Genomic DNA, 16,549 nt, shown 5'->3' with positions numbered 1-16,549 from the left:
ACTAAATGCGAAGCGAACTATACATCGACGGCAAATGGGTAAAGCCCATCAAGGGCGGCACCTCCGATGTCACAAACCCGGCAACCGAGGAAGTCATCCAGACTATCGCCTCTGCCACTGCCGAGGATGTCGATATCGCCGTAAAGGCCGCCCGTCGGGCATTTGACAAAGACGGCTGGCCCAAGCTGACGGGTGCGCAACGCGCCAAGTTTCTGCGTGCCATCGCAGAGGGCATCCGCGCCCGACAATTGGAAATCGCCCGGCTCGAAGTCCTCGACAACGGCAAGCCATTTCCCGAAGCCGACTGGGATATCGCAGACGCGGCAGGTTGCTTCGAATTCTATGCGGGCCTCGCCGAGCAGCTCGACAGCAAGCCCGAAGAGATCATCTCGCTCCCCGATGACCGCTTCACATCGAAGGCGGTCAAGGAACCGGTGGGCGTCGCCGGCGCGATCATCCCGTGGAACTTCCCGCTCCTGATGGCGGCGTGGAAGGTCGCGCCCGCACTTGCAGCAGGCTGCACGATGGTGCTTAAGCCTGCCGAACTCACCTCGCTGACCGCACTGGAGCTTGCAGCGGTCGTGGACCAGGCGGGCCTTCCGCCAGGCGTTTTGAACATCATCACGGGCTCCGGCTCGGTCGCCGGGCAGGCCATTATTGATCACAAGGGTGTCGACAAGCTGGCCTTTACAGGTTCCGGTCCTGTAGGCTCCAAGATCATGGCTGCCGCCGCGCGTGACATCAAGCGCGTCAGCCTCGAACTCGGCGGCAAGTCGCCTTTTGTCGTCTTCGAGGATGCTGACATTGACGATGCCGTTGAATGGGTCTTGTTCGGCATCTTCTGGAACCAGGGACAGGTCTGCTCTGGTACGTCGCGTGTTCTGGTCCAGGACACGATCTACGACCGTTTCATGACCCGTCTGGTCGAGGAGACGAAAAAGATCAAGATTGGCAACGGTCTCGACGAAGGCGTCCTTCTCGGACCGCTGGTTTCCAAGAAGCAGCACGAGAACGTTGTCGCTGCGATCGAAGGCGCGCGCAAGGCGGGGGCCACCGTCGCCTATGGCGGCGAGCGTCCGGAAGGTTTCGACAAGGGCTACTATCTGCAGCCCACAATCCTGACAGACGTGCCGTTGGACAGCGACGCCTGGATCGAAGAGATCTTCGGGCCCGTAGTCTGCGTCAAACCGTTCAAGACCGAGGAAGAAGCAATCGAACTTTCGAACGACTCCCGCTTCGGTCTTGGCGCGGCAGTGATGTCAAAGGACGACGTCCGCGCCGAACGCGTTGCGGCTTCCTTCCGTGCGGGCATCGTCTGGATCAATTGCTCGCAGCCGACATTCACCGAAGCACCGTGGGGCGGCTACAAGGAGTCAGGCATTGGTCGTGAACTTGGACGCTGGGGTCTCGAAAACTACCTCGAGACCAAGCAGATCACGAAGTACGTGACCGACAAGCCCTGGGGCTGGTACATCAAGTGAGGTTCACGAACATGGAATCCGGGAAGCATCTCGAACTCCTGCTGGTCCATTGCCAGGGCGAACTTGGCCACGTCTTGATCGATGGTGCCCCGGAGATCCCCGGAGCGACCATGCTGGACAAGATGAACCACATCAACAACGTCGACGACAGCCTTCGGCGCTTCGTCACGTTCGAGCCACGCGCCAACGTCGCCATGTCGGTGAACCTGCTCGTCCCTCCGACGCGACCGGATGCCGATGCTGGTTTCATAGTCCTGCAGGCAGACCGTGCGCATCCGATGTCCGGCAGCAACTGCATCTGCGTCGTGACGGCTCTGCTGGAGAGCGGCCGCATTCCAATGAAAGAACCCGAGACTACAGTCCGGCTGGATACGCCAGCCGGACTAATCGTTGCCCGTGCTCGTTGCGAGAACGACCGTTGCATCGGTGTCAGCCTCGACAACGTCCCGAGTTTCGCCGAGTTGCTCGACCGTGAGGTCGATACTCCCGAGTGGGGGCGCATTAAGGTCGATATCGCCTTCGGCGGCGTCTATTACGCTTTGGTGGATGTCGGACAGGTCGGACTGACGATCATTCCCGACAATGCTCGTGCGCTGGCCGAGGCCGGTATAGAGCTCAAGCGGCTCCTCGCCCAGCAGATCCTGGTCTCTCATCCGACGCTGCCGGGCGTGGACGAGATCGCCTACGTCATGTTCCGTGACAAGGAACCGGATGGCGCTGTACGCACCTGCACCACGCTCCAGCCGGGACGCGTCGACCGCTCTCCATGCGGAACGGGAAGCTCCGCAAACCTCGCTACCCTTCATGCGCGCGGTCTCGTCCAAGTAGGCGACGCCCGCACGTCCAGATCGATCATCGGCGGTGAGTTTCTAGCCGAAGCGATCGGAGAGACGGAGATTGGAGGCCGCATGGCCGTTCTTCCGCGCATCACGGGACGCGGCTTTGTTTATGGTCGCACCGAACTGCGTGTCGAAAATGATGACCCGTTCATGACGGGCTTTGCGCTATCGGATACCTGGGGGCCGCAAGTCGGCCTTTTGAAATAGGATGAGAACGTGACCACCATGCTGGAAGGGCAAACCATACTCGTGACTGGTGCCTCAGGGGGCATTGGCGCGGCGATCGTCAGGCAGCTCGCTGCTGAAGGCGCCCGGCCAATTATCCACTATGGTCGGGACAAGGCAGGTGCCGAGGCGTTGCTGTCCGAAGTCGGCGGCAAGGGTTGGATCATGCAAGCCGATCTGTCGTCGGATCAGGGTGCGTTCGATCTCTGGGAGAAATCAGTTGCTGCGGCGGGACGCATCAATGCGCTCGTAAACAATGCCGGGATCCGTACCGAGATTTCGATCGAAGCAACGCCTTCTGACTGGAAATCTGCTTGGCAAAGGGAATTTCAGATCAATTTCTTCGCTGCCGCCGATTTGTCGAAGGAAGCAATCCGGCACTTCAAGGAGAACGGCGGGGGACGCATCGTCAACATCGCAAGTCGCGCCGCGCAGCGTGGATATGCCGCCGATGCGATGCCGTATGGGGCGACCAAGGCGGCACTCGTCAATCTGACCAAATCGATCGCCCGCAGCTTTGGTGCCGATGGCGTGACGGCGATCGCGATTGCGCCCGGTTGGGTTCGCACGGACATGGCGGAAGAGTTCATCGCAACACACGGAAAGGCCGCCGCAGTGGCGGACATCCCGATCGGCGAGATGGCCGCGCCGAACGAGGTCGCAGAGCTGGTCGCGTTCGTTCTACGTCCGGGGCAGGCGTCGCTCAATGGCGCGACGCTGGATGTCAACGGCGGCAGCTACATCAGATAACGAGGAATATCTCCATGAAGCGGTTTGAGAATAAAGTTGCGATTGTTACGGGTGCCGGCGGTGGTATTGGTTCTGCCATCGCGCGCCGTCTATCGGCCGAGGGTGCGCTCGTTGTCGTCACTGACGTAAACGAAGAGGCCGCTCGGGAAGTGGCCAAGGGAATCGAAGCGGAAGGTGGCGTGGCTAGCGTCATTGCGGCGGACATTTCAAAGAAAGAATCCTGTTTTGAACTTGTGGAGAGAGCTTTTGCGCTCAACGAGCGAATCGACATTCTTGTCAACAATGCGGGAATAAACCGTCGTGGAAACCTGCTCTCTCTATCCGACGAGGACTGGAACATCAGCTTCACAGTGAATCTCGACTCGATGTTCCATCTTTGCCGCGCCACCCTTCCGCATATGATAGCAGGTGGCGGCGGTGCCATCGTCAACACCGCTTCGCAGTGGGGGCTTTATCCGGCTCCGAACCACATCGCCTACAACACAACGAAGGCGGCCGTCGCCGCCTTCACGCAGAACCTCGCACGGGACTATGCTCCAGACAAGATTCGCGTGAACGCTGTTTGCCCGGGCGAGATCCATACGCCGATGCTGGAAGCAGGCGTTAAACGGTCGGGTCGCACAATTGCCGATCTTGATAGGATGGTACCATTCGGCCGCATCGGAAAACCTGATGAGGTAGCGGCGTTGGTCGCGTTTTTGGCTTCCGATGAGGCCGCGTTCATGTGCGGATCATTGGTAGAGATCACTGGGGCACAGGCGGTGGCTTGAAAATGATATACGGCTTTATCGGAACAGGTACCATCACTGCTGCCATGATCGAGGGCATGATGTCATCGGCCCTCCCGGTGTCGGGGGTGATTGTTTCGCCAAGGAATGCTGATCTTGCTTCAAGTCTTGCCGAGAGGTTTTCCCAGGTACGGGTTGCCACAAGCAACCAGGCCGTAGCCGACGAAGCGGAAGTGCTCGTACTCGCGGTACGACCTCAGATCGCAGAGGATGTGCTCACATCTATCAGCATCCCGCCCGGTCGGACGCTGATAAGCGTGATCGCTGCGACGAGCCACGAGATGCTTTCAGGCTGGACTGGATATGATGCGGCGCAGATTGTCCGTGCCATACCGCTCCCATTCGTTTCATACCGGGAAGGGGTGACTGCAATATTTCCGGCGAACTCGGCGGCATCGAAGCTTTTCGGGGCAATCGGTCAAGCGATCGAAAGCGACGATCAGGATGAGTTCGATGTTCTCGCTGCAGCAAGTGCCATGATGGGTACTTACTACGGCTTGATGGAGAACATCTCGGGCTGGATGGAATCGCACGGCATGCCGGAACACAAGGCACGCGCCTATCTCACGCAGCTTTTCGGAAGCCTGTCACAAGTTGCGGCGAGATCTCCCTCCATCAGCTACGATCAGCTTCGGCGCGATTTCTCGACGATAGGCGGACTGAATGAGCAAGTCTTCAAGGGGTTCCACGAAAACGGCGGGTCGGTGGCGTTGATCGACGCGCTGGAAGGGGTTCTTGCTCGTATCAAGAAATAGGTTCTAAGCGATAGCGGCCGGAACGGCTGAAATATTCCCGGGCTGTCCTCATGAACCACATCAAGCAGTACTGGCGCCGATGCCCTACGGTCCGTACTCAATAAGGTTGCGCCCGCGCTGTTTGGCTGATTCATTGTCGCGACGTTGGTCGAGGGGCGGAGATTGGTTGAGCGATGTGGAGTAGGCTCCTAGGGCTTTGCGCCGGATCACGCCAGGGTCGATCGCCTCGTTCTTGATCCGCTCGTGAATAAACAACGGCCAATTTCCAACCGGGGCACCAGATTGAAGGCACCAAGACGAACGACGATATTAATATATGAAGATCGAGTTACATGAGGCGGGGCAGCTCGAGAGCCAGATGATCCAGGGCAATCCGGATCTTGGCGGTCAGTACGTCTTTGTGCCAGAGAGCGTGGTTGTGATAGGAGTAGCTCCGGCCTAAAAAGGGAACAGATACAAGCTCTCCGTCCTCAATGCGCTTGCGAACCAGCCAACTCGGCAGCCACGCGAGGCCGCGTCCTGCCGCAGCCGCGTCCGCAATCGCTGCAAGATCGTCCATCACGAAACGTCCGTGCGGCTCAATCTCGATCGGAATTCCATCCTCATTGGTGAACCGCCATCTCTGTGGCCGCGCAATTCTGCCGAATGCGATAGTCTCATGAGCGGTGATGCCGGCATGATCTATCGCCTCCCCTCGCTCGGCCAGATAAGTTGGCGAGGCGCATATGAGCATCTGATGGGTCGATAGACGGCGTGTCATCATGCCAGCGCCCCCGGCAACGCCATCGTGGTGTTCGCCCAGACTCCGGATCGCCAAATCATAGTCGTCGAGATCAACTATATCATCGCTGAACGACATTTCGAGTTTAAGCCTGGGAAGGTCAACAGCCATCCGCAGCAGGATAGGTGCAATACAGACCCGACCGAGCAAGCTTGGCATCGTAACGCGTAGTCTGCCTTGCGGCGCGGCAAGGTCTTCCGAGGCCGCGGTTTCGGCCGCGTCGATATCGGCCAGAATAGTCCGGCATTGGTCGTAATACACGCGGCCGGCCTCGGTGAGTGATTGACGCCTGGTCGTGCGATTGATCAAGCGCACCCCCAGACGCTGCTCCAGCGAATGGACGTGTTTTCCCACCATGGGAGCGGAGAGCCCAAGTATATCGGCGGCCTGAGCAAAAGAGCCGGTTTCTACCGCCCTAACAAATGCTGTCATGCTCGCAACCCGGTCCAATTCGAAACTCCTAGTTTCGTGAGAATTGCCAGTAAGGGCATTTTTCAAGCATTTGCAATCTGCGATCAACCAATTCGAAAATGCATATAAGGAGTTACCATGTCACGAATAGTACGTTTCCATGAAATCGGCGGACCAGAAGTCCTGCGCATCGAAGACATTGCCCCTACTGCGCCAGGTCCGGGCGAAGTGCGTATCCGGGTCAAGGCCATCGGCGTGAATCGTGCGGATATTCTGATGCGCTCCGGCACCTACATCCAGACACCTTCCCTTCCCAGTGGGTTGGGACTTGAAGCAGCGGGGTTTGTTGACGAGATCGGTGCTGACGTCGAGGGACTTTCACCCGGCGACAGAGTCAGCGTGATTCCCTCCGTGTCCATGGAACGATGGCCGGCGTATGGGGAGATGGCGATTTTTCCGGCGCATCTGGTAGTCAGGCATCCCTCGTCGATCAGCTTTGAGGTAGCAGCAGCAAGCTGGATGCAATACCTGACGGCATACGGCGCGCTGATTGACATTGCTTCAGTGAGCGCAAATGAACCCGTCCTGATCACTGCTGCATCCAGCAGCGTTGGACTTGCGGCCATCCAGATCGCCAACCTGGTAGGCGCTCGCCCGGTAGCGGTTACCCGTGGCGGAGCTAAGGCGCGGGCGCTCCGAGAGGCTGGTGCTTACGATGTGATCTTCTCGGAAGACGATGATTTCCAAGCTCAACTGATCGCCGCAGGTGGGGAAAGTGGATTTCGGGTTGTGTTTGATCCCGTCGCGGGTCCCGCCTTTACGGCTATCACGACCTCAATGGCTGTGGGTGGCATTCTGATCGAATACGGCGGATTAAGTCCGCACCCAACGCCTTTTCCGGTGGGGCCTGTACTTTCGAAGAGCCTGATATTGAAGGGATATCTTGTTCACGAAATCGTTCGAGATCCTGTCCGTTTGGACAAAGCGAAGAACTTCGTCATTAGCGCCCTCGTCTCAGGTGCTTTGAAACCGGTGATCGCAAAGACATTCGCCTTTGAAGAAATCGCAGAGGCGCACCGGTTCCTTGAGACAAACCAACATCTGGGAAAAGTGGTTGTAACGGTCTAGGGCAAGGCAAGGGCCGTACCGCTGACAAGTTCGGCAGGGAAACAGACTCCCTGCCGAACTTGGGTTTCACCGGGCTGAGCTTGTTGCGCGTCTGGTTCGGCATTTTGGAGGCGCTCACCGGACATAGCGGTGTGTGGGGAACGATGGCGATCGAGCTACCCACATTAAGGCACATCGCTCCGCAGCCGGCGCAAAAGGGCTGGCGCGGCGGCTGGGTGCTGGCTGCTGGAGCGGCGACGGATTGGGGATCCGGCCGTAAAACGGAAAACTCGGGGTGGGACACCCGCCCGCTTCGGCTGGATTTGTTTCGCTGGCCCTGGCCTGTGCTCGTCCTTCAAGCGTGACGTGCCGTCCCGTTATATGTAGCTTGCTTCGAACAATTCACGCGAATAGGCGTCATGCGTCGTGCCGGTCTCGAGATCCCGTTTCGAGAGTTCGTCAATGAAACGACCATTCTTCATGATCAGAACGCGATCGCACATATGCGCGATCACGGCGAGATCGTGACTGACGAGGAGATAGGTCAGTTCCCTCTCATCACGTTGGTCCGCCAGCAGATTGAGCACTTCCGCCTGTATCGAGACATCGAGCGCCGAGGTCGGCTCGTCGAGAAGCAGGATGGGCGGCGACAGGATCAGCGCTCTTGCGATTGCGACGCGCTGGCGCTGACCGCCCGAAAGTTCGTGTGGGAAACGGTTCGAGAATGCAGCCGGCAGGCCGACCTGCTGAAGAGACCGTTCCACGGTTTGCCAAATCTCCGGTCTACCCATCGCCCGTAAAGGCTCTGCCAGCGCGGTCCCGATCCGGTGGCGTGGGTGCAGCGAGCCGTAGGGATCCTGGAACACCATCTGGGCGCATTTCAGGTCATCGAGGCTTCTTGATTTGCCGACAGTCCTGCCCGCAAGCCTGATTTCTCCCGACCACCCTCTTTCCATGCCCGACAGGCATCGCAGGACGGTGGACTTGCCGCAGCCCGATTCACCGACGATGCCGAGCGTTTCGCCACGAGCCACGCTGAAGCTGACATCCTTGACGACATGGTTTTGCTGTTTGCCGGACGAGAATGTGACGTCGAGACCGCGCACTTCGATCATCTTGCCTGCTCCAGGTCGATTTTAGAACGGTCGAGAACCGCAAGACGTCGCACCGGATGCCTCGGGTCAGGCAGCGCCGCGATCAGCCCCTTTGTGTAGGAATGTTTTGCATCCTCTAGCCGCGTCAGCGTCTCGACGATGCGCCCGGCATACATGACAATGATCCGCTCGCAGAATGCCGAGACCATGCGAATATCATGGCTGATCAGCAGCAGGCCGGAATTGTTTTCCCGGACCAGCTCGTCCAGCAGCGTCAGCACATCCTTCCGGACGCTGACATCCAGCGCGGAGGTTGGCTCGTCGGCTATCACGAGTTTCGGCTTGGCAAGAAGCATCATGGCAATCATCACACGCTGGCCCATTCCACCGGAGATCTGGTGTGGATATTGTGCCAACACACGTTCCGCGTCCGTGATCCGAACCCGCTGGAGCATGGCTTTGGCCGCAGCGGTCGCCGCGCCGCCGCGCAGATTGAGATGCAGGCGGGCCGCTTCGGCGATCTGCTTTCCAACCGTCAGGACCGGATTGAGCGAATATCGCGGGTCCTGCATGATAAGCGCGATATCCTTGCCGCGTATCTTTCCCATTTGCCGCTCGGACAGGGACAGGAGAGGATTGCCGTCGAGTTCGAGACGGCCTGCCGAGATTGTAGCGCCTGCCGGCAGCAGGCGCATGATCGCCCGCCCAGTCGTCGATTTCCCCGAGCCGGACTCGCCGACGATGCCGACGCGCTCGCGACCAACATCAAAGCTTACATGAGAGACGGCAGGAACAGCGCTTTGGCCGAAGCTGACGTTCAAGTCTCTGACGGAGAGGACTGGCTTCATATCAAGATCTGGCATGGCGAGGATCCAGAATGTCGCGAAGCGCGTCACCTGCGACGTTGAAGGCAAGACTGGTGACCAGGATGGCAACACCGGGCATCACTGCAACCCACCAATAGTCCAGCATGAACTTGCGCCCGCTCGAGATCATCGCACCCCATTCGGGTGCTGGAGGCTGCGCACCCAGACCGAGGAAGCCAAGTGACGCCGCCGTTAGAATGATCCCGGCCATGTTCAGAGTCACGCGCACGATCACCGACGGGATGCACATGGGAGCAATGTAGACGAACAGGATTCGCAAGGGCGAAGCGCCATAAAGGCGGGCCGCCGCGACATAGTCGGCGTTCCTGACGACAAGTGCCTCGGCACGCGCCAGGCGTGCGATTGGTGGCCACGCCGTCAGTGAAATCGCGATGATTGCGGTCGTCAGTCCTGCGCCTAGTGCGGCGGCAAAGGCCAGCGCCAGGATCAGCGAGGGAAAGGAGAGCACGATGTCGGTTGCCCGCATAAGGATCGCGTCTGTCCGGCCGCCGAAGAAGCCGGCGACGACACCGATCAGAAGACCGATCGGGCCGACGATCAGAGAGATGGAAAGAACCGTCTGGATGTTGATCCGCGTTCCGTAGATAAGGCGGCTCAGGATATCGCGGCCGAACTCGTCCGTTCCCGCCCAATGCGCCGCACTCGGCGGCTGCAACGCGTCGGACAGAACCTGGATGTTGGGATCATAGGGCGCGAGAAGAGGTGCGAGGACAGCGACAAGGCAGAGGAGCGACAGGATGATGAAGCCCGCCATGCCGAGCGGCTCGCGCCCGAGCCTCGAGACGATCCGCATAGTTGAAGCCGAAATCCGCGCAGGTAGGCTCGGTGGACGCAGGGCGAGATCGGTTTGGATCGCGTCGCTCATTGTGCAGCCTCCCGGGTTCGCGGATCGAATATCGCATAAGCGATGTCCGCAATGAAATTGAGGAACATGAAGATGAAGCCGATGATGATGGTGCCTGCAACGACGGCGTTCATGTCGCCGATCATCAGGGCGTTCGTCATGTACTGGCCAATACCGGGCCAGGAAAAGACGATCTCCGTCACCACCGCGCCTTCCAGAAGGCCGCCATAGGAAATCGCCAGGATGGTGATCAACTGCACGGCGATATTCGGCAGGACGTGGCCGATCACCGTGCGAGCCGGCCCAACGCCCTTGGCGCGAGCAGCAATCACATAGTCCTGGCTCAACTGCTCCAGGGTGAAGCTCCGGGTCATACGGGTGATGTAGGCCATGGCGGCATAGGCCAGGATGACGGCGGGAAGGATGATGTGCGAGAGCGCATTCCAGAAGATCTCCGTCTCCCCCTGCAGCAGGCTGTCGACCAGCAAGAGGCCGGTCTGCGGCGTCACCATGCCCTCGTAAAAGACGTCGACGCGTCCCGGGCCCCCGACCCAATTCAGCCCGGCATAGAAGATCACCAGGCCGACGATCCCGAACCAGAATACAGGAATGGAATGGCCGACCAGGGCCACGACACGGGCGATCTTGTCGATGAAAGTGTCCCGAAAGAGCGCCGCCGTCAGACCGAGTGGGACGCCGAGGAACGTCGAGATCAGGATCGCCAGGGTGGCAAGTTCGAAGGTCGCCGGGAATGCCTGGGCAAGATCGGCCGAGACCGGATTGCCCGTCAGCACGGCAGTTCCGAAATCGCCATGCGCCATGCCGTTCAGATAGATGAGGAACTGCTGGTAGATTGGCAGGTCCAGACCGAGTTTTTCGCGCATGGCGGCATAGGCGGCGGGGTCTGCGAGTTCCCCGACGATGGCTCCGACAGGATCGGCAGGCAGGATGCGGCCGATCACGAAAGTGACGCACAGCAGGATGAACAGGCTGGCGACGAGGTGTCCAAGCCGCCGCGCCAGTTCCTTTACGGATAGTTCCTTCATGATCGGCGACCTTGCTTAATCGGTCTCGGCTTTCGTCACACCTTCAAGTCGCGTCGTCTGGCTCGGATGCCCGACATAGCCTTGGACCTTGCTATTCAGCACGATGGGCTCGAAGCGCTCGAACATCGGCAAAACCGCCGGCTTTTGCTCGACGAACATCTTCTGCATCTCGACATAGAGCTCTCCGCGTTTCTTCGGGTCAGGCTCGAGCGAAGCCTTTGCCGTCAGCCCCGTCAGCTCGGGAATATCCCATGCCGAGCGCCAGACGAAATTGCCGGCATTGTTTGCCTCGAGAGAATTGTCGGGATTGGATGCAAACTGCTCCATTGCTCCAAGCACATTCGGCATGTAGGCGCCTGTCTGCGGAATGAGGAGATCGAAATTGCGCGCGCGATGGGCCGCGATGATATCGGATCCGTTGCCCTGCTGAATGTCGACCTTGATGCCGATCTGCGCAAGCGAGGCCTGGATTGCCGTGGCGAGGTCGATGCGCGGCGTCTGGGCGATGGTCTTCAGATTGACCGTAAATCCATCCTTGAAACCGGCTTCGGCGAGAAGCTCTTTCGCCTTGGCAATATCGAGGTGCCAGTCAGGGCTTGGAATTGCATACTCGAAGTTTACCGGGACCGGCACTGTACGCGCACGTCCGTAAGGCCCCATGATGGTCTTCTCGATACCTTGGTAATCAATCCCGTAGGCGATGGCTTCGCGCACCTTCGGGTTCGACAGATACTTGTTACCGGCATTCATCGATAGAACGTAGAATCCGCCGGTCGGCACACGCTGGATCTCGAAGCCCTTCATGTTGTCGAAGGTCGCAAGATCCGATGCCGTCAGCGCGCTCGCGATGTCGATGTCACCGCGCTCCAGCATCAGACGCTCGACCTGACTTTCGGGAACATGGCGGACGATGACACGGCGCATCTTCGGCGGACCGGCCACATAGGTCTTGTTCGCGTCGAGGATGACCAGCTCGTTGGGTGTCCAGCGGTTCAACGTGAATGGTCCAGAGCCGGCCGAATGGGTTCTGAGCCAGGCGTTGCCATAGTCGTCGTTGGCGACATGCTTCTGGACTTCGACGCTGTCGACGACGCTCGCAATGACCATGGCGAGGCGGTACAGCAAAAGCTCGGAGGTCACATCGCCCGAAAGCTCGATACGGACGGTCTTGTCATCGATGGCTTTGACCAGTTGATCGACGTTGTCCTTCGAATAGCCGACGCGCTTCAGGTTTGCCGCCGCGGCCTGATCGAGCTTGAGCAGGCGGCCGAGCGAATAGACGACGTCCTTGGATGTCACCGGATTTCCCGAGGCGAAGCTCGCTTCCCGCAGCTTGAACGTGATCCCCTTGTCGTCAACCTGCCAGCTTTCGGCAAGCTGCGGCACGATCTTGCCGTCGGGTGTCGAGGCGACCAGCCGGTCGTACAGGTTCGACATGATTTCGTTGGCCTTGGCCTCGGTCGCCTGCTGCGGGTCAAGCGAAAGCACCTGCGCAAGCGAGGTTCCGATCACCAGCTGATCGGAAGGCGTCGCCGCCTTGAGCGAAGGCGCCGCCAAAGTGAGGGCGCAGAATGCGACACCGACAAAAAGGCTTCTGGAAAAATGCTTCATTGCAACTCCTCCCTGAGTTACTATACAAGACATAATATGTCGTCCGTATGTCGTATTATGACTTTTCGCAGACGTTTGCAAGCGCCATACGGACGAGGATGAAGAAAATGGGGATTGACGAAATGGTGGTGGGCACGCGCGGCAGACAGCGCCTGGCGCAGCAGGTTATCGACCAACTGCGACTTCAGATCGAAACGGGAAAACTGCGCGAGGGAGATCAGCTCCCGACCGAGCCGCAGCTCGAAGCAGCCTTCGGCGTCAGCCGCACGGTGGTGCGCGAGGCAATCGCCGACCTGCGCGCTGCTGGCTTCGTCCGTCCCATTCAAGGCAAGGGGGTCTTCGTGTCCGATCCCAAGGCGCATGGCGGCTTGATCCTGACCCCTGTCGAGGCGAAGAGTATTCCAGAAACGCTGGAATTGCTGGAGTTTCGCATGGCTGTTGAGGGAGAAGCAGCCGCCATTGCCGCCTATCGAAGGACAGCCGAGCAGGAAGCCGCAATCAGGGCGGCCAACCGGAAAATGGCGCAACGCATCGAGAGCGGCGAGCCCACCGTCGAGGCCGACTACGAGTTCCACACGGCGATAGCCAGCGCATCGAACAATCGATTCTATATCGACGCGCTGCGTCACTTTGGACCCCGGGCGATCCCGCGTGGCCAGTTTCCAACCTTGCCTGAAGCCAACGACCGTGCCTATCTCGAGAAGGTTCATGCCGAGCATGGCGAGATCCTCGCAGCCATTGCCGAGCAGGATCCGGACAGGGCGAGACAGGCCATGCGCGCTCATATGATGGCGAGCCAGCGGCGCTACAGGATGCTCGCAGAACAGCAATGAGGCTCGACAAGATCCAAAATTCATATTATGTCATATGATATAGTTTGAATGATGGGAGATTAATCGTGTATTTGGGAACCCAGGTCGCCGCACGCGACGATGATGATTTTCGAGTTTTTGCCCAGCTGGGCGTAAAGCATGTTTCGGCCGATCCCCAAGGCGCGCCATCGAGCTGGACATTGGAGGATCTCGAGCGCCACCGCGACCGTGTCGAGAGCTTCGGTCTTGTTCTCGACATGATCCAGCTTCCTCTGCCATCCAAGCCGATCGAAAACGCTTCCTATCCCGATATCCTTCTGGCCGGCCCGGAGCGCGACCGCCAGATCGATGCCGTCTGCCGGATGATCGAGAACTGCGCGAAGGCCGGCATTCCCGCGACCAAATACAATCTCAATCTCATCGGCATTCCGCGCACCGAGCTTGAAGTGGGCCGCGGCGGCTCGCTCAACGAGGCATTCCGCTGGGACAGGGCCGATCAACACGCCGCGCCCGGCCTCGCAGGCGTCCTCTCCGAAGATGATAACTGGGAGCGCATCGACTATTTCCTCGAGCGTGTCGTGCCGGTCGCCGAAAGCAACCGCGTTCGCCTCGCCTGCCATCCGCACGATCCCTATACGCCGCCGGGCTATCGTGGCGTCACGCGGGTCCTTGGCACTGTCGATGGCTTGAAAAAGTTCGTGCAGATGCGCGAGAGCCCCTATCACGGCCTGAATTTCTGCCAGGGGTCGATCGGCGAGATGCTCGACAACCCGCGCGAGGAGATCGACGACATCATCCGCTGGTTCGGAACCCGCGGCAAGATCTTCAACCTGCACTTTCGCAATATCAGTGGCGGCAAGCTGTCCTTCATGGAGACCTTCCCGGACGAAGGTGACATGGACATGGTCCGGTCGCTGAAGGTCTACAAGGAGGTCGGCTACAAATACATGGTCATGCCGGACCACGTGCCGCGCATCAGCGGCCGCGATGCGACCGGTGTCGCCTTCAGCTTCTGCTACGGCTACATCGCAGCGATCCTCGAGGCTATGGAAACCGGTCACATCTGACCGCCGCCGCCCAATCTTTCGATACGATTTTTTTCAAGGAAAATGACATGGATCCCAACGCCATCAAGAAAGCCGTGGGCGACGGCCTGCTCTCCTTCCCGGTCACGCATTTCGATAGCGAAAACAAGTTCAACGAAGCCGCCTACCGCGAACATGTTGAATGGCTCGCAGGCTACGATGCGAGCGCTCTGTTCGCCGCTGGGGGTACGGGCGAATTCTTCTCGCTCAACCCCTCCGAGGTTCCCTTGGTCATTCGCGCCGCAAAAGCGGGGGCCGGCAAGACACCGATTATTTCGGGTACCGGTTACGGCACGTCGCTAGCCGTGGAGATCGCGCGCTCGGCGGAGAAAGCCGGCGCAGACGGTCTTCTTCTGCTGCCGCCCTATCTGATGTTTGCCGAACAGGCCGGACTTGTCGCCCATGTGAAGGCCGTCTGCCAGTCGGTCGGGATCGGTGTGATTGTTTACAACAGAGACAACGCGATTCTTTCGGCTGACAGTATTGCGCGCCTGTGTGATGCGTGCCCCAATCTGATCGGCTTCAAGGACGGCGTCGGTGACGTCGATCGGGTCATCGAGATCACGACCAAGATCGGCGACAGGTTGGTCTATGTCGGCGGCATGCCGACCCACGAAGTCTACGCGCAGGCGTATTTTGCCGCCGGCGTCACCACGTATTCCTCGGCGGTCTTCAACTTCGTGCCGGCACTTTCGCAACGCTTCTACAGGGCTCTTCGGGCCGGCGAGCAGAAGACCGTTGACCAGATCCTGAAGGATTTCTTCTTCCCCTTCGTGGCGCTGCGCAATCGCAAGAAAGGTTACGCGGTCTCGATCATCAAAGCCGGGCTGAAGGTGATCGGCCGTGATCCCGGTGCTGTGCGTGCGCCGCTGACGGATCTCACGGCCGAGGAGATTTCGGTCCTGGAAGCGATTATCGAAGCCAACGACGTTGCGAAATTGGCGGCGGAATAAGGCCGCAGTCGCTGCAATTGCCTGTCCGCGCTAATGCGGACGGCTTTATCAGGCCGTGTAGACGAGTTCATCGGCGAGCGGCTTCGACGATTGGCCGCACCATGTTTGTCGGCGTTCATGACCTCATTGAAGCGAACGCCACCGCTTCAATGAGGCCCTGAACGCCATGCCATGAAAATGAACGGCGTCGGTCTACCGGTATGAACCTAGAAATTTACCTCATCCGCTGTCGCGTTGGACAGATAGACGCGCCCGCGCGATTACCCCTTTGAGCATCGCGTCCTCGTGGCGGTGCGGAAAACAAACCGCACTCAGCGGGACGGGAGCAACACGTTCGAGATTGGGTCGTTCTCTGCGATCGTGTCCATGGGAGTGGTGTAGCTGACGGCTGATTGCCGTGCTTTCCGACGTCGGGTCGGAGGGGATATCAGCGTGCCACAGCGGGCAGACTGATTTGCGGATCATCGCTCATTTGNTGTAGCTGACGGCTGATTGCCGTGCTTTCCGACGTCGGGTCGGAGGGGATATCAGCGTGCCACAGCGGGCAGACTGATTTGCGGATCATCGCTCATTTGGGCCATCGTCTCAAGCGTCATATACCTTGCGCGTTGGACGGCCCATTCATCATTCTGTTCGAGCAGCAGTGCACCGACGAGACGGACGATGGCTTCGTCGTTCGGAAAGCGTTTGATTTCGCCGTTGAGACGTTCAATTGGATTCGTCGAGTGGAGTTTTGCCCGGTGCTCTTTCGGGAAGGTCATATRGGCGAGCACGTCCTCTTCAGCGTCGTCCATGATGGTGGCRAGCTTGGGCACTTTCGGTCTGATCTGATCGGCGACRCTGCGCCACTGAGCGCTGGCTGTCTCCGGCGTCTCTTGGGCAAACGCCGTTGCGATGAAGGCGGATACCACCCGCCTGCCGCTCTTTCCGGCATGTGCCAGGACGTTCCGTCATTGTTTTCGAACGCTTCCTCAGCGACCGGGCGTCAATGGCCGGCTGAGACAAGATCGAGCGCGCCAGTCGGTCCAGCATCGAGCGCACGTCTTGATGCTCTTTTAATTATGAGGTCCATAATTTACA

15 protein-coding genes and 1 pseudogene are annotated in these 16,549 nt (G+C 59.1%); 9 read left to right on the top strand and 7 right to left on the bottom strand.

The window, feature by feature from the left end; translation table 11 throughout:
- Positions 1-5 precede the first annotated feature (5 nt).
- From ASC97_RS19990 to ASC97_RS19970, 5 genes are read left to right on the top strand one after another with little or no spacing between them, the layout of a single operon-like run.
- Positions 6-1,481, top strand: a complete 1,476-nt coding sequence (locus ASC97_RS19990) for an aldehyde dehydrogenase family protein (RefSeq protein WP_057470106.1) — start codon at positions 6-8, stop codon at positions 1,479-1,481.
- Between the two features lie 11 nt (positions 1,482-1,492).
- On the top strand, positions 1,493-2,527 hold the full coding sequence (locus ASC97_RS19985; RefSeq protein ID WP_057470105.1) for a proline racemase family protein: 1,035 nt from the start codon (positions 1,493-1,495) through the stop codon (positions 2,525-2,527).
- 18 nt (positions 2,528-2,545) lie between these two features.
- Complete coding sequence (locus ASC97_RS19980) at positions 2,546-3,295, top strand: SDR family NAD(P)-dependent oxidoreductase (protein ID WP_057470104.1); 750 nt, start codon at positions 2,546-2,548, stop codon at positions 3,293-3,295.
- Positions 3,296-3,309: 14 nt separating this feature from the next.
- Complete coding sequence (locus ASC97_RS19975) at positions 3,310-4,065, top strand: SDR family NAD(P)-dependent oxidoreductase (protein ID WP_057470103.1); 756 nt, start codon at positions 3,310-3,312, stop codon at positions 4,063-4,065.
- A 2-nt stretch (positions 4,066-4,067) separates the two neighbouring features.
- Entirely contained in the window at positions 4,068-4,838 is a 771-nt protein-coding gene (locus ASC97_RS19970) for a pyrroline-5-carboxylate reductase (RefSeq protein ID WP_057470102.1), read from the top strand.
- Positions 4,839-5,166: 328 nt separating this feature from the next.
- On the opposite strand, the gene ASC97_RS19965 is transcribed toward ASC97_RS19970, so the two are convergent.
- Complete coding sequence (locus tag ASC97_RS19965) at positions 5,167-6,138, bottom strand: LysR substrate-binding domain-containing protein (protein WP_443216761.1); 972 nt, start codon at positions 6,136-6,138, stop codon at positions 5,167-5,169.
- Positions 6,139-6,168: 30 nt separating this feature from the next.
- On the opposite strand from ASC97_RS19965, the gene ASC97_RS19960 reads away from it, so the two are divergent.
- Positions 6,169-7,158 carry a zinc-dependent alcohol dehydrogenase family protein gene (locus ASC97_RS19960; RefSeq protein WP_057470100.1) on the top strand — a complete coding sequence of 330 codons (990 nt, stop codon included), beginning with the start codon at positions 6,169-6,171 and terminating at the stop codon, positions 7,156-7,158.
- Between the two features lie 356 nt (positions 7,159-7,514).
- Here the strand turns inward: ASC97_RS19960 and ASC97_RS19950 are convergent, their stop codons facing one another.
- The 5 genes from ASC97_RS19950 to ASC97_RS19930 are packed head-to-tail and all read right to left on the bottom strand — an operon-like array spanning position 7,515 to position 12,619.
- Positions 7,515-8,252: an ABC transporter ATP-binding protein gene (locus ASC97_RS19950; RefSeq protein ID WP_057470098.1), complete on the bottom strand. Its 738-nt coding sequence runs from the start codon at positions 8,250-8,252 to the stop codon at positions 7,515-7,517.
- Positions 8,249-9,094: an ABC transporter ATP-binding protein gene (locus tag ASC97_RS19945; RefSeq protein ID WP_057470097.1), complete on the bottom strand. Its 846-nt coding sequence runs from the start codon at positions 9,092-9,094 to the stop codon at positions 8,249-8,251. Before ASC97_RS19945 ends, ASC97_RS19950 begins: the two co-directional genes overlap by 4 nt.
- Positions 9,081-9,983, bottom strand: a complete 903-nt coding sequence (locus ASC97_RS19940; protein WP_057470096.1) for an ABC transporter permease — start codon at positions 9,981-9,983, stop codon at positions 9,081-9,083. Before ASC97_RS19940 ends, ASC97_RS19945 begins: the two co-directional genes overlap by 14 nt.
- Positions 9,980-11,008, bottom strand: coding sequence for an ABC transporter permease (locus ASC97_RS19935; RefSeq protein ID WP_057470095.1), 1,029 nt, complete (start codon positions 11,006-11,008; stop codon positions 9,980-9,982). Before ASC97_RS19935 ends, ASC97_RS19940 begins: the two co-directional genes overlap by 4 nt.
- 15 nt (positions 11,009-11,023) lie before the next feature.
- Positions 11,024-12,619: an ABC transporter substrate-binding protein gene (locus tag ASC97_RS19930; RefSeq protein ID WP_057470094.1), complete on the bottom strand. Its 1,596-nt coding sequence runs from the start codon at positions 12,617-12,619 to the stop codon at positions 11,024-11,026.
- Between the two features lie 122 nt (positions 12,620-12,741).
- Between ASC97_RS19930 and ASC97_RS19925 the strand changes: the two genes are divergently transcribed.
- From ASC97_RS19925 to kdgD, 3 genes are all read left to right on the top strand, one after another.
- Positions 12,742-13,452, top strand: a complete 711-nt coding sequence (locus ASC97_RS19925; RefSeq protein WP_057470147.1) for a FadR/GntR family transcriptional regulator — start codon at positions 12,742-12,744, stop codon at positions 13,450-13,452.
- 65 nt (positions 13,453-13,517) lie between these two features.
- On the top strand, positions 13,518-14,498 hold the full coding sequence (locus ASC97_RS19920) for a mannonate dehydratase (RefSeq protein WP_057470093.1): 981 nt from the start codon (positions 13,518-13,520) through the stop codon (positions 14,496-14,498).
- A gap of 47 nt (positions 14,499-14,545) precedes the next feature.
- Positions 14,546-15,469 (top strand): 5-dehydro-4-deoxyglucarate dehydratase, encoded by a 924-nt coding sequence (gene kdgD / locus ASC97_RS19915; protein WP_057470092.1) that lies wholly within the window; start codon positions 14,546-14,548, stop codon positions 15,467-15,469.
- 527 nt (positions 15,470-15,996) lie between these two features.
- Here kdgD and ASC97_RS19910 read toward each other — a convergent pair.
- Positions 15,997-16,419, bottom strand: a pseudogene (locus ASC97_RS19910) (transposase); the annotation flags it as partial.
- Positions 16,420-16,549 lie beyond the last annotated feature (130 nt).

The sequence above is a fragment of the Rhizobium sp. Root1203 genome (assembly GCF_001424945.1).
GTDB lineage: Bacteria > Pseudomonadota > Alphaproteobacteria > Rhizobiales > Rhizobiaceae > Rhizobium.
This window is presented reverse-complemented; position numbering and strand designations above follow the sequence as displayed.

Bases quoted from the DNA above. Each gene is read 5' to 3' on its own strand.
- ASC97_RS19990 (WP_057470106.1), top strand. From the start codon at position 6: ATGCGAAGCGAACTATACATCGACGGCAAATGGGTAAAGCCCATCAAG.
- ASC97_RS19985 (WP_057470105.1), top strand. From the start codon at position 1,493: ATGGAATCCGGGAAGCATCTCGAACTCCTGCTGGTCCATTGCCAGGGC.
- ASC97_RS19980 (WP_057470104.1), top strand. From the start codon at position 2,546: ATGCTGGAAGGGCAAACCATACTCGTGACTGGTGCCTCAGGGGGCATT.
- ASC97_RS19975 (WP_057470103.1), top strand. From the start codon at position 3,310: ATGAAGCGGTTTGAGAATAAAGTTGCGATTGTTACGGGTGCCGGCGGT.
- ASC97_RS19970 (WP_057470102.1), top strand. From the start codon at position 4,068: ATGATATACGGCTTTATCGGAACAGGTACCATCACTGCTGCCATGATC.
- ASC97_RS19960 (WP_057470100.1), top strand. From the start codon at position 6,169: ATGTCACGAATAGTACGTTTCCATGAAATCGGCGGACCAGAAGTCCTG.
- ASC97_RS19950 (WP_057470098.1), bottom strand. From the start codon at position 8,252: ATGATCGAAGTGCGCGGTCTCGACGTCACATTCTCGTCCGGCAAACAG.
- ASC97_RS19945 (WP_057470097.1), bottom strand. From the start codon at position 9,094: ATGCCAGATCTTGATATGAAGCCAGTCCTCTCCGTCAGAGACTTGAAC.
- ASC97_RS19940 (WP_057470096.1), bottom strand. From the start codon at position 9,983: ATGAGCGACGCGATCCAAACCGATCTCGCCCTGCGTCCACCGAGCCTA.
- ASC97_RS19935 (WP_057470095.1), bottom strand. From the start codon at position 11,008: ATGAAGGAACTATCCGTAAAGGAACTGGCGCGGCGGCTTGGACACCTC.
- ASC97_RS19930 (WP_057470094.1), bottom strand. From the start codon at position 12,619: ATGAAGCATTTTTCCAGAAGCCTTTTTGTCGGTGTCGCATTCTGCGCC.
- ASC97_RS19925 (WP_057470147.1), top strand. From the start codon at position 12,742: ATGGTGGTGGGCACGCGCGGCAGACAGCGCCTGGCGCAGCAGGTTATC.
- kdgD (WP_057470092.1), top strand. From the start codon at position 14,546: ATGGATCCCAACGCCATCAAGAAAGCCGTGGGCGACGGCCTGCTCTCC.